The 12,289-nt window shown below is 70.3% G+C and carries 13 protein-coding genes; 11 read left to right on the forward strand and 2 right to left on the reverse strand.

The features are described from left to right. Positions 1-81: 81 nt before the first annotated feature. From AVR91_RS23570 to AVR91_RS23590, 6 genes are all read left to right on the forward strand, one after another. Positions 82-714: an NAD(P)-dependent oxidoreductase gene (locus tag AVR91_RS23570; protein ID WP_063277338.1), complete on the forward strand. Its 633-nt coding sequence runs from the start codon at positions 82-84 to the stop codon at positions 712-714. 87 nt (positions 715-801) lie between these two features. Further along, positions 802-1,518 carry an SGNH/GDSL hydrolase family protein gene (locus AVR91_RS23575; RefSeq protein WP_063277254.1) on the forward strand — a complete coding sequence of 239 codons (717 nt, stop codon included), beginning with the start codon at positions 802-804 and terminating at the stop codon, positions 1,516-1,518. A gap of 125 nt (positions 1,519-1,643) precedes the next feature. Further along, the gene (locus AVR91_RS43390; protein WP_167337756.1) at positions 1,644-1,814 is read left to right on the forward strand and encodes a hypothetical protein; all 171 of its coding nucleotides are present in this window, start codon (positions 1,644-1,646) and stop codon (positions 1,812-1,814) included. 331 nt (positions 1,815-2,145) lie between these two features. Then, positions 2,146-2,751, forward strand: coding sequence for an RNA polymerase sigma factor (locus tag AVR91_RS23580; RefSeq protein ID WP_007030724.1), 606 nt, complete (start codon positions 2,146-2,148; stop codon positions 2,749-2,751). After that, the gene (locus AVR91_RS23585; RefSeq protein WP_016330781.1) at positions 2,748-3,227 is read left to right on the forward strand and encodes a hypothetical protein; all 480 of its coding nucleotides are present in this window, start codon (positions 2,748-2,750) and stop codon (positions 3,225-3,227) included. Before AVR91_RS23580 ends, AVR91_RS23585 begins: the two co-directional genes overlap by 4 nt. Before the next feature lie 42 nt (positions 3,228-3,269). Continuing rightward, on the forward strand, positions 3,270-5,870 hold the full coding sequence (locus tag AVR91_RS23590; RefSeq protein ID WP_083737707.1) for a CHAT domain-containing protein: 2,601 nt from the start codon (positions 3,270-3,272) through the stop codon (positions 5,868-5,870). Between the two features lie 254 nt (positions 5,871-6,124). On the opposite strand, the gene AVR91_RS23595 is transcribed toward AVR91_RS23590, so the two are convergent. Next, on the reverse strand, positions 6,125-6,565 hold the full coding sequence (locus AVR91_RS23595) for an SRPBCC family protein (RefSeq protein ID WP_016330783.1): 441 nt from the start codon (positions 6,563-6,565) through the stop codon (positions 6,125-6,127). Between the two features lie 164 nt (positions 6,566-6,729). On the opposite strand from AVR91_RS23595, the gene AVR91_RS23600 reads away from it, so the two are divergent. The 5 genes from AVR91_RS23600 (at position 6,730) to AVR91_RS23620 (ending at position 11,139) form a co-directional block, all read left to right on the forward strand. Beyond that, positions 6,730-8,694, forward strand: coding sequence for an FUSC family protein (locus AVR91_RS23600; RefSeq protein ID WP_063277253.1), 1,965 nt, complete (start codon positions 6,730-6,732; stop codon positions 8,692-8,694). A 39-nt stretch (positions 8,695-8,733) separates the two neighbouring features. After that, complete coding sequence (locus AVR91_RS23605; RefSeq protein WP_063277252.1) at positions 8,734-9,303, forward strand: pYEATS domain-containing protein; 570 nt, start codon at positions 8,734-8,736, stop codon at positions 9,301-9,303. A gap of 73 nt (positions 9,304-9,376) precedes the next feature. Then, positions 9,377-9,715 (forward strand): hypothetical protein, encoded by a 339-nt coding sequence (locus tag AVR91_RS23610; protein WP_037333240.1) that lies wholly within the window; start codon positions 9,377-9,379, stop codon positions 9,713-9,715. A gap of 202 nt (positions 9,716-9,917) precedes the next feature. After that, positions 9,918-10,850, forward strand: a complete 933-nt coding sequence (locus tag AVR91_RS23615; RefSeq protein ID WP_063277251.1) for a TauD/TfdA dioxygenase family protein — start codon at positions 9,918-9,920, stop codon at positions 10,848-10,850. A 61-nt stretch (positions 10,851-10,911) separates the two neighbouring features. Next, positions 10,912-11,139: an antitoxin gene (locus tag AVR91_RS23620; protein ID WP_016330787.1), complete on the forward strand. Its 228-nt coding sequence runs from the start codon at positions 10,912-10,914 to the stop codon at positions 11,137-11,139. 72 nt (positions 11,140-11,211) lie between these two features. On the opposite strand, the gene AVR91_RS23625 is transcribed toward AVR91_RS23620, so the two are convergent. Then, entirely contained in the window at positions 11,212-12,189 is a 978-nt protein-coding gene (locus AVR91_RS23625) for a prephenate dehydrogenase (protein WP_267284131.1), read from the reverse strand. Positions 12,190-12,289 lie beyond the last annotated feature (100 nt).

Raw genomic sequence — 12,289 nt, forward strand, 5'->3', positions numbered from 1 at the left:
CTTCTCAGCGTTCGCTCGACAACTGGTCAGTGAACACTCACCATAGTGGGTGAGTGTTCACTGACCCTGGAAGGCGTGACCATGAAGCTCACTGTTCTCGGTGCCACGGGCGGGGTCGGCTCCGAAGTCGTCAAGCAGGCGCTGGCCGCCGGCCACCACGTCACCGCGGTCGTCCGCGACCCGTCCCGGCTCACCGTCGAAGGCGACCTGCTGGAGGTGGTCGTCGCGCAGTTGTCCGAGCACGGCGCGCTGACCGAGGCGGTGTCCGGGCGCGACGTGGTGATCTCCGCCCTCGGCGCCCGCGACCGCAACCCGACGACCATCGTCACCGACGGGGCCCGCGCCGCCGTCGCCGCGCTCGGCTCGGCGGGCGTCCGGCGGCTGCTGCTGGTGAGCGCCAGCGGACCGTTCGTCGACGGCGACGCCTTCTTCACCAGGAACGTCGTCAAGCCGATCCTGGGCAGGATCCTCCGGCACGCGTTCACCGACATGATCGCCGCCGAGCGGATCGTGCGCGCGAGCGAACTCGACTGGACGATCGTGCGTCCGCCGCGTCTGCTGAACGGACCGCATACCGGCGAGATCGCCGCCAGCACCGACGGAAACGTCCGCGGGAGCTACAGCATCAACCGCGCCGACGTCGCCGATTACCTGCTCCGCGCGGCCGCGGACGACTCGCTTGTCCGTCAGACGGTCTCGATCGCCCACGGCTGACCTTCCCCGCGTTCAGTCCTCTCGATGCGGTTGTTGCGTGCGCAACGATCGCGTTCAGAGGACGAAACGCGGCAGTAGGGTCCTGACGTGATCAGCCGTGCGGTGGTGCTCGCCCCGATCCTTCTCGCCCAAGCGGTCCGGGTGCGCCGTACGACGCCCAGGTTGCCCGGTGCCGCGGGACCGGTCACCGGTCTGGTGACCGGCGACGGCGACCCGGTGCGGCTCGCGGTGCTCGGCGAGTCCACTGTGGACGGGGTCGGCGCGCCGACGCACGCCGAGGGGCTGACCGGACGGCTCGCGGACGAGCTCGCGCGGGACGGCCGCGCCGTCGCCTGGCAGGCGCTCGGCCGGACCGGCGCCAACGCCCGCGTGGTGCGCGAGGACCTGGTGCCGCTGCTCGAACCCGCCGACCTGGTCGTGATCGCGCTCGGCGTCAACGACACGATCGAACTGCATTCGGCCACGCGCTACCGGCGCGACCTGCTCGACCTGATCGTCGCAGTGCGACGTCGCGTGGGGCGGGTCCCGGTGGTGCTGGCCGGCGTGCCGCCGATGGGCCGGTTCCCCTCGCTGCCGCGTCCGCTGCGGGACGTCCTCGGCGCGCGGTCGGCCGTCCTCGACGCCGCGGCCGCCCGGCTGGCCCTGCTGCCCGGCGTCGTCCACGTCCCGATGCCGGCCGCGATGCTGGATCCCGCGACCTTCGCCGAGGACCGTTTCCACCCCGGCCCCGAGGGCTACCGGCGCTGGGCGGGGCAACTCGCGGACGTGAGCCGACGGCTACTCAGCGACACCTTTTCGGGGTAAAAGCGCTGATCAGGTCACTCGCTTGCCACAGATTAAGAAATTTCCATGAAAAAGCTGGCTCTGCGTGTATCTGGTGGCAGCCTCGTTGCGTCCTATGGAGCAGTCGAGGAAATGAGGGACACCCGATGACGACCGAGACCAACACCGCGCCCGTCGACGACGAGGCCACGGCCACCGAAGACCTCGAAGAGACGACCCCGAAGCCGAAGCCGATCACGGCGCCGGTCCCGCCCCGTCCCGGCACCAGCCCGGACGGCAACTGGGACCCGTACGGCACCAACCCGCCGTCGAACTGAATGAACACGGACAGGTGATGTCCGGAGGCCGAGGGGGCCGCCGGGCATCACCTCCGGGTGCTCCTTCGGGGGAGGGGGACGCCCGGACGCGGGCCCGTTGGGGAGCGGGCCCGGGGGGAGGGAAAAAAGGACCGGCCGGTGCGCAGTCCACACCTACTCGCGCCGGCCGGTGCCTTTGTCCTTCACCTCAGACCGAGGGGGACCACCGAAACTCGACAAAAAAGTTAGTGACTTGATGTATCCCAGAGCCTCTTGCACGCTCCTTCTCCCCGAAGGGCCCGCGATACTGCCAGCGCCGACACGAAGACACGTCCGAAGTGGGGCAGATACGGTGACCGACGTGCAAACGACCGAGGTAGACCCGCCATGGGAAGGACTGACCGGTGCCGACCTGCATGCCGCCTGCATGCGCGCGGCGCGGGCCGGTGACCGCCAGGCGATGGACAGACTTGTGCACGAGCTGACCCCGCTCGTGTGGCATGTCGCGCGCGCGAACGGGCTCGATCGCCTGACCGCCGAGGACGTGGTCCAAACGGTGTGGCTCGCGCTCTTCAGCCAGCTCGAAAAACTCCGTGATCCCAAAGCGCTCGCCGCCTGGTTGATCACCACCACCAGGCGCGAGGCCCAGCATCCCTTCGGCCGCCGCGCTCAGCCCGTCCCGCTGACCGACGAGCTGGCCGAAAGCATGGAGAGCACCCATCCGGCCCCCGAAGAGGAAGCCGTCCGCGCCGACCGGGATCGCCGGGTCTGGCGCGCCTTCCTCCGCCTGCCGCACCGCTGTCAGCAGCTCCTTCGGCTGACCGTGCTCGCCGGGCGGGCCGAATACCAACTGGTCGCCGAAGCACTCCGTATGCCGCGCGGAAGTGTCGGCCCGACCAGGGGCCGTTGCCTCGAATCGATGCGCGACCTGCTGGCCCACGAAGGGGGAAGCCGATGAACGACCTCGGGACGCCGGGGGAGATGACCTCCCCGGGCGATGAGGAGCTGCTCGCCGATATCGGACGTTTCATGGACGAACTGGACCCGCCACCGGGAGACCTGGTGCAGCGGGTTCAGTTCGCGCTCGCGCTCGAAAACCTCGACGTGGAGGTCGCCCGCTGGGAGCGGATGGACGCCACGGCGGGCGTCCGCGGCAGCGACACCGGCACGATCACCTTCACGGTCAGCGATCTAACCGTGATGATCAACCTCACCAAGATCGGCAAGAAGCACCGGATCGACGGCTGGCTCGTGCCCGCCGGCGAGTACGGAGTGGAGGTTCGCGTCGCCGAGCACGGCACGAGTTCCACCACCGCCGACGAAGGAGGCCGGTTCGTGCTGGACAACGTCCCCCAGGGCACCACCCAGATCGTGATCCACCTCGGCGACGTGACCTGTCGCCGAACGGTCGTGACACCGACAGTGGTGCTGTAACCGGACGGCTGTTCCGTTATGCGGCGTGGGTGTGCTCCCATAGTGCGTGTGCCCGCGCAGCCTTCCGTCGTCGACGCCGTAGTCGAATCGGCGGCCGATCTGCACCGCCGGGCCAGGGTCGCGGCTTCCGACCACGGGCCCGGCGCGGCGATCAGGTTGCTGCAGAGCGGGCTGTCCCGTCTCGGGCGGGTGGACACGGACAGTCCCGAACGGCTGGAGATCCGGGTCCGGATCCTGGTCAGTCTCGCGGCCGCGGAAGCGGAGATCACGTCCCAAGAGGACGGTTTCGTCCGGCTGGACGAGGCGGAGCGGACACGGCTTCGGCTGCCGAGTGGCGAAGCCCGGCGGGAACTGGGTTTCATCGTCGTACTGCAGCGCGCGCTGGTGATGATGCGCGTGGGGCGGCTCGACGAATCGCTCGCGCTCTACAACGCGGTGATCCCCCAGCTCGTCGCCGAGGCGGATAGGCACAGTCTCCTGCTGACCAGGACCTTGGTGAACCGGGCCTGGCTTCAGCTGCAGAAGACCAATCCCGTCGACGCGCACCGCGACCTCGCCGACGCACTCGATCTCGCCGTCGAACACGGGCACCGGATGCTGGAAGGGAAGATCCGGCACAACCTGGGTGATCACGCCCAGTTGCTCGGCGACATCCCCGAAGCGCTCCGGCACTACGAGCAGGCGGCCTCGATCTTCGTCACCGACGGACCCGGTTCGCTGCCGCTCGTCCGGCTCGATCAGGCGAAGGCCCTGCTCACCGCCGGGCTCGCCGAGGAGGCGGCGCGACATCTCGACGAGGCGATCCCCGAACTCCGCGGCAACGGCGCGCACCATCTCGTGGCCGAAGCCGAGGTCGCGCGGGCCGGGGCGGCCATCCTGGAGGGCGACCACGTTCTCGCGAAGAAGCTCGCGACGTCCGCACGACGGAGTTTCCTGCGGCGCGGCAACGGCCGGTGGGCGGAGATCGCCGAGCTGACCAGGCTCCGCGCGGACGCGGTGAAGGTGTTGGCGGACAGGGAGAAGAAGCCGCCCGCGAAACTGCCGGAGCGGCTGGCTGATCTCGCCATTCGATTGGCGGGCCTGGGTCTGCGCGACGAAGCGGGCGCGGCCCGGATGTTCGCGGTGCGGCTGCTGATCCGTCGCGGGGACACGGCCGCCGCGCAGGAACTCCTGGCGCAGGTACCGAAACCGCGGCAGACCACGCCGATCGACCACCGGATGCAGCTGCGGTTGTGCCGGGCCGAACTCGCCGTGGCGTCCCACCGGCCGCGTTCGGCGCTCGCGCAGGCGCGGGCCGGGCTGGCGGAGCTCGGGCAGATCCGCGACCGCATGGGCGGGCTCGACCTCGTCTGCGGGACGGCGGCGCACGGCGAGGAGCTGGGCAAACTCGCGCTGACGCTGGTGCTCAAGAAGGCGAGGCGCAGCGGCGCCGGGGCGAAGAGCCTGTTCGCGTGGCTGGAACGCACGCGCGCGCAGGTGTACCGCTACGAGCCGCTCCCGGTCATCGAGGATCCCGCGCTCGCCCGGCACATCAACGAAATGCGGCACGTGCAGGGGACGATCCAGGCGCGGCGGCTGTCCGGTGAACCGGTCGGGAAGCTCGAAGAGCGCTACGACCGCTTGCAGCGGGAGGCGACGCGGCTCGGGTGGTACACCAGCCAGTGGGGTCGCCCGCGGCCGGTCTCGGCACCGGAAGAGGTGGTCGAGCGGCTCGGGGATCGCGTGCTGGTCAGCCTGATGGGGTATCGCGACACCTTGTACGCGGTGGTCGTCGACCGCGGCCGGTTCCGGCTCCTGAAGCTGGGGCCGCTCGGGGAAATCGTCGAGACGGCGCGGCAGTTGCACGCGGATCTCGACGCACTGGCGCCGGACAACCTGCCCGCGCCGCTGGTCGAGGTCGTCACCGGTTCCGCGCGGCGGCGGGCGGACAAACTGGACCGGCTGATCTCCGCGTCGCTGGCGAAGACGCTGGAAAACCGTGAGCTGATCATCGTGCCGATCGGCTCGCTGTACGCGTTGCCTTGGGGCGCTTTGCCTTCCCTGCACGGACATCCGGTGTCGATCGCGCCGTCGGCGACCGCCTGGGTGACCGCGTCGGGGCGGCGGAACTCCGGCCCGGTGCTGCTCGCCGGCGGGCCGGGGGTGCCGGGTTCGGTGGGCGAGGTGCGGAACCTGCGGGCCGTGTACCCGCAGGCCCGGCTCGTCGACGGGAAGGACGCGACCAGCGACACCGTCCTGTCCGCTTTGGACGGTTCCGGAATGGCGCACCTGGTCGCGCACGGCGCGCACGAACCGGCGAACGCGTTGTTCTCGCGGCTGGAACTGGTCGACGGCCCGTTGTACGCGCACGAAACCGCCCGGCTCGCGAAACCGCCGGAGCGGGTGGTGCTGGCCGCGTGCGAACTCGCGATGAGTCACATCCGGCCCGGCGAGGAGGCACTCGGTTTCGCCGGGACGTTGCTCGCGAGCGGCTCGCGGACGGTCATCGGCGCGATCGCGCGGGTCGGCGACAAGGCGGCCGCCGCCGCGATGGCCGACCTGCACCGGCGGCTGGCGCTGGGGACCGCGCCCGCTCTGGCGCTCGCGGAAGCGACCGCGGCCGATCCGCTGCGGCGCCCCTTCCTGTGCCTCGGTGCGGGCTGACGCTTCTCGCCCTTCGCGGGGCGAAAGCGTCCTTCGCCGCGTCTCGCGGGGCGAAGGCGTCCCTCGGCGCGTCCTCGCGGGGCGAAAGCGTCCTTCGCCGCGTCCTATGCGGCTAAGGCGTCCTTCGGCTACCCACAGGAGTTGTCCACAAGCATCGCCCTCTGTGGACAACTCGGCCGAGCGCCCGTTCCCGCCGCCCAGCGCCGGTAGACTGGACTCGGGGTCGCCCCCCTTGGGAAGGGCGGGGGGTGGGGTCAGGCGCGTTCGGCGTGTTTCACCAGGCGCGTGGCCAGGATCGAGATCACGGTGCGCAGGGCCGTGCGGACGGCGGCGCCGGTGCCGGGCAGCGGTTCGGTGAACCGGCCGGTCCATCGCAGATCCGTGCCGCCGGAAGCGTTCGGCGTGAACGAGACTTCGGCGCGATAGTCCTTCAGCAGCGCGAGGCCCGCGAAGCCGTAGACGTGCTTTCGGTCCTGTTCGTACTCCAGCGTCTCTTCGTGGAGGTACACCGGCCACAGGCCGACGGCCCGCACCGCGCCCACGCCGTCCGCGCCCGGTTCCCGCGCCCAGCGCGAGTGGAACACCACCGGCTTCGCCCATTCCGACCACCGGGAACCGTCGGCCTCCAGCGCGAACAGCGAAGCGGGCGAGGCGCTGCTCGTCCGGTTGACCTCGAAGGAGTACGTCTTGCCCATGTGGCGACGATAACCGCTCCGAACGCCACGGATAAGTGGTCGAGGATGACGGGGCCGCCTCCGGCGACGTTGCGAAAGCCACTTTCGCAACCTTCAACGTTGTGAAAGTGGCTTTCGCAACGTGCCACCCTCGCCAGTACCGTCGCATGAGTGAAGATAGGGGCGTGAGCACGCCGCGCCGCGAGATCGCCGCACCACATTGGCTGGTGCAGCTGCTCCGCAGCACACCGGTTCCCATTCCGTGGAACATGGTCGCCCGCGCCGTCCTCGCCCTCGCCGTCCCGCTCGCCGTCGGCTACGCACTCGGCGACATCGGCGTCGGCGCGCTCGTCTCCACCGGCGCCCTGCCCACCGTCCTTTCCGAATCCGCCGGCCCGTACCGCTACCGCGCGCGGCGGCTCGGCGGCGCCACCGCGGCGGCGGGTCTCGGCTACTTCGCCGGGTTGATCACCGGCGGCGTCCCCGCCGCGTCCATCCCGGTCGTCGTCGGGGTCGCGGCGGTGTCCGCGCTGATCAGCGCGGCGGGCAGCAACGCGTCGGTCGCCGGCCTCCAGATGTTCGTCTTCTGCGTGCTCGGCACCGGCCAGCACGTCACCGGCCTGCGCGTCGAAGTCCTCCTCGGCTACTTCTGCGCCGGCGCCGCCTGGAGCCTGCTGATCGCGCTCGCCACCTGGACCTTCCGCGCCACCAGCCCCGAACGCGGCGCCGTCGCGCACGTCTACGTCGAGCTCGCCGCGATGCTCTCCGCGACCGACGAGGCCACCTCCCGCGTCGCGCGGCACCAGCTCACGACCGCGATGAACACCGCGTACGACCGGCTGCTCACCGCCCGCTCCTGGCTGTCCGGCCGCGACGCCACCTACCGCCAGCTGCTCAACCTGCTCTCGGCCAGCACGCCCGCCGTCGAAGCGTCGGTCGCGATGGTCAACGCCGGCCGCCACGCCCCGGACGACGTGATCGACCACTTCATCGCGACCTCGGCCGCCGTCCTCGCGAACCAGGAACTCCCGGAGCCTCCCGAAGCGCCCGAAGACGCCGACCCGGTCCTCGCCGCGCTCTACGCCGGGCTCGCCCGGATAGGCAAGGGCGACAACCGGAAACGGCGCGAGGTCCAGCCGTGGCACAAACGCCTTCGCGGCTGGGCGGGTTCGCTCGTCTCCGGCCCGCTCACCTGGTTCGCCGCGCTCCGCCTCACGTTGTGCGTCGCGATCGCCGAAGTCGTCGCGCTGCTCGTCCCGTTCGAACGGTCCTACTGGATCACGCTCACCGTCGGCATCGTCCTCAAACCGGACTTCGGCTCGGTCTTCGGCCGCGCGGTGCTGCGCGGCATCGGCACGGTGATCGGCGTGGGCATCGGCGCGGCCGTACTCGCCGCGGGCGGCGAAGGCTGGCTGCTGGTCCTGCTGATCGCCGTCTTCGCGGGCGGCGTCGCGGTCGGCAAGGTCCGCAACTACGGCATCCTCAGTGCCTTCGTGACCCCGCTGATCATCCTGCAGATGGACCTCGCCAGCACCGGAAGCTGGAACATCGTGCTCGCCAGGCTCGTCGACACCGTGCTCGGCTGCGCGATCGTCCTGATCTTCGGCTACCTGCTCTGGCCGGGCAGCCGTCGGCCACAGGTCGGCGGACGGCTCGCCGACAGCCTCGACAGCCTGGTGAAGTACGTCGACAAAGGACTCGTCCTCGCGCCGTCCGGTGAGGCCCGGCTGGACCGCTCACGGGCCCGTCGCCGCGCCTACCGCGCGCTGGCCGACCTGCGGACCGCGTTCCAGCAGGTCGTCGTCGAGCCTTCCGCCGCCGGACGGCAAGCCGTCGCCTGGTGGCCGGTGATCGCGGGGCTCGAACGCGTCGCCGACGCCGTCACCGAGGTCGGCGTCACCCTCGGACGCGGCGCCCCCGCCCCCGACGAGGCCGACATCGCGCTCCTGACGGCGGCCCTCGCCGAACTCGCGGCCGCCGTCCGCGAGGAACGGGACCCGGCGGAGATGCCGATGCCCGACAACGAACGGCTGTCCGGCGTCGTCGACCAGATCGGCGCCGCCTTCGACGCCGTGCGCGGTCCCGACCTCGTCGAACGCGCGTCGTTGCGGCTGGTCCGGCGCTTCCTGCCGTATCACCGCCGCGCCTGAGGCATCCTGGTCGGACGGACCGACTTCCCGGGGGGCTCGATGAAGGACTGGATACCGCTGATCCAAAGCCTGATCTGGCCGGTGCTCATCGTGGGCCTGGTGATCAAGTTCCGGTCGTCGCTCCACCGGCTCGCCGACACGATCACGAGCCGGGTGAGCCAGGGCGCTTCCTTCGAGGCCGGCGCCTCGGGGGTCAGGCTCGGACCCGCCTCGCCGCAGACTCCCTCCGGCCCCGAACCGGAACCCGGCGCGCAGCCGTTGCTGGACGCGGCGTCCGCGTCGGCCGAACCCCGGCCGGACACGACCAGGGCCAACACGATCCACCTCGTCCACACGGCGCGCCGGGAGAAGCAGCTGGACCGGGGCAACTACCAGTACCACGGCATCCACGCCTTCCTCGTGGGAGACGACGACCGCGATCTCGACCGCGTCACCAAGGTCGTCTACCACCTCCATCCGACCTTCTACGAGCCGAACCGGATCGTCACGGACCGGAAGACGGACTTCGCGTTGAGGACCGCGGGCTGGGGGATGTTCAACCTCACGGCCGACGTCCACCTCGAAGACCGGGCGACGCCGCTACGGCTCGAGCGGTACATCAACTTCTGACCACCCCACCCGAACGGGGGATGGGTGAGCATCATCTCGAACTAATGTTCGAGTTTTCACGCATAATCGACGCATGCTCGACACTGGTGACACGCTGCCGCCGGGGCCGCGTCACCTGCACATGGTCCGGCCCAACCAGCCCGTTTGGGTCGATCTCACGCTGGTGTACCCCGTCGGCGCGGTGAAGACCCGCCTGCCCGACGGCCTGGACCTGACCGCCACCGTCCCCGGACTGCTGGGGATGTGGCGGGCCACGACGACGGGGCATTGGGTCGGCTGGGTCACCTTCCAGCTCGGCCCGGTCGGCCGGGGCGGCACGACGCATTCGCAGTGGGTGCTGGCCGAGGCACTGCGGCCACGCGAGCACCGGAACACGTGGTCGGGCAGCTTCCCCTCCGAGCGGAGACGATGACCGTCCCGGCCCGTGGACGGTATTGACCGCATGCCAAAACACGCCCACGATGGCCACGTGTCCGCCATCCTGGAGTCCTCGCCGATCCGCTCGGTGGGCGAAGGTGCCGTCGCGCTGTTCCTGCGCCGTGGACGTTTGGGCTCTCCGCCCGCGTAGCTCCTCATCTCGCCAAGTCGTCCGACGGTGAATCAAGGGAGCCCCCATGTCCATCGAACTGCCCGACCGTGTCCGTCTCCGCCCCGCGACCGTCCCCGACGGCGGAATCCTCGAAGGGCCGCGCCTGCTGCGGCGCTTGCCGGAAGGTGCCGAGGAGCGCCCGTACGAACTTTTCCCGCTACGCCCGCTGGGAAGGGTGATCGGCGCCGAGATCGGCGGCGTCGACCTCGCCCGGCCGCTGACGCCGGAGCTCCACGCCGAGCTGAACCGCGCGCTGCTGGAGTGGAAGGTGCTGTTCTTCCGCGATCAGGACATCACTTCGGCGCACCAGCGCGCGTTCGCCGCCAACTGGGGCGAACTGGAGACGAACCCGTTCATCCCGACGGGGGAGACCGAGGACACCACGCGGTTCGCCCGGTCCGCCACCATGCCCGCGTTCGAGAACATCTGGCACGTGGACGTCACGTTCCGGCCCGCGCCGGCGCTCGGTTCGGTCCTGCGGCTGATCGAGGTCCCGCCGGTGGGCGGCGACACGATGTGGGCCGACATGGCCGCCGCCTACGACAACCTGCCCGAAGACGTCCGCGAACGCGTCGACGGGTTGACCGCGGTGCACGACTTCATCCCCGGCTTCGACCGCTTCTCCGATCCGGAACTCCTGCTGTGCCACCAAGACGCGTTCCCGCCGGTCGAGCATCCGGTCGTCCGCACGCATCCGGAGACCGGACGCCGCACCCTCTTCGTGAACCAGGCCTTCACGACGCACATCGTCGGCATCGACCGCGACGAGAGCGACAGGCTCCTGCGGTACCTGTTCAGTCGGGCGCATATCCCGGAGTTCCAGGTGCGCTTCGCCTGGCGGCCGGGTTCGGTGGCCTTCTGGGACAACCGCGCCACCCAGCATTACGCCGTCAACGACTACCACCCGTACGCGCGGGTGGCCGAACGCGTCGCCATCGCGGGCGACCGGCCGTTCTGAGCGTCCCCATGACGGGTGATCGTCGAGGCGTGTTCACTCGTACCTGTGTGACGATGTGGCCATGGGCATCAACTTCGATGAATTGAAGAACAAGGCCACCGACGCTCTCCGCGAGCACAACGACAAGATCGAGGGCGGCCTGGACAAGGCGGCCGACTTCGCCAAGTCGAAGTTCTCCGGTCACGACTCCCAGATCGACTCGGGTGTCGAGAAGGCGAAGGGGTTCATCAACAAGTTCGACGACACCCCCGACAACCCCCAGCCCCAGAACCCGCCGCAGGGCCAGTAACCCCCTCCCGCATTTCGTCCTCTGAACGCGGTACTTGCACACGCAAGGACCGCATTCAGAGGACGAAACGCGTCAGGAGACCTCGCCGATCGCGGTGTCACCCTCGATGGCCGTGATCCGGCCGCCGCGCTCGCCGAGCGCGATCAGGCCGTCGCGCGCGTCCGGGGCGCTCAGGCTGACCCGCACCCCCGCGCGTTCCGCGTCCTTGCTGGCCGCAAACGCTTGCGCGCCCTCGTGACCCGCGTTGACCGTCACCGCGAGACCACCTGTCGACGCCAGCGAACCCCGCGCGGCGCCCAGCCGCCCGAGCGCCTCGTCGACGATCGGCAGCAGCGCGTCCCGGTTGCCCTCGGTCATCGCCCGCACCAGCGCCGGGCTCGACCCGGCCACCCGCGTGCCGTCCGTATAGGACCCGGCGGCCAGCGACATCGCCAGCGGCCCGCCCTGCGCGCCGATCGTGGCCAGGATGGCCGCGAAGATATGCGGCAGATGCGAGATCCGCGCGACCGTCTCGTCGTGCGAGTCCGCGGGCAGCGGCACGACGTGCGCGCCGACGTCCAACACGAGCTGGGCGACCTCCGCCCACGCGGTCAGATCGGTGTCGTGTTCGACGCCCAGCACCCACGCCGCGCCGCCGAACAACGCCGGATTGCTCGCCTTCCAGCCGGAGTTCGCCGTCCCGGCCATCGGATGCCCGCCGACGAACTTCGCGTACGGCGCGCGGCGCCGGACCGAGTCGAGCACCGGCCCCTTCACGCTGGTCACGTCGGTGAGCACGCAATGCCCGGCGACCCGCGAAACGGTACGAAGCACCTCTTCGACCGCGGGCAGCGGCACCGCGAGCACGATCATCGCGTCCCGCTCAGCCGCCTTGCTCAGCGCCGCTTCGACCTGCGTGGTGACGTCGAAACCCGCTCTGCTGGCGGCGTCCGCGTCAGCTTCGGAGGTCGTCGCCCCGAACGTGGTGCGGCCGATCGAATGCGCCGCGCGCAGCAGCGAACCACCGATCAACCCGAGCCCGATCACGCATACGTCCCGCACAAGGCTCATCCTGCCATCTAGGTGGCCACTCGTCAGAGCTTGTGGGCGGAGCTGGAGCCGCATGTCCAACGCACACGACGCGTGAACCCGCCCTGGCCGAAGGCCTCGC

This window comes from Amycolatopsis keratiniphila subsp. keratiniphila, from assembly GCF_001620365.2.
Taxonomy (GTDB): Bacteria; Actinomycetota; Actinomycetes; order Mycobacteriales; family Pseudonocardiaceae; genus Amycolatopsis; species Amycolatopsis keratiniphila.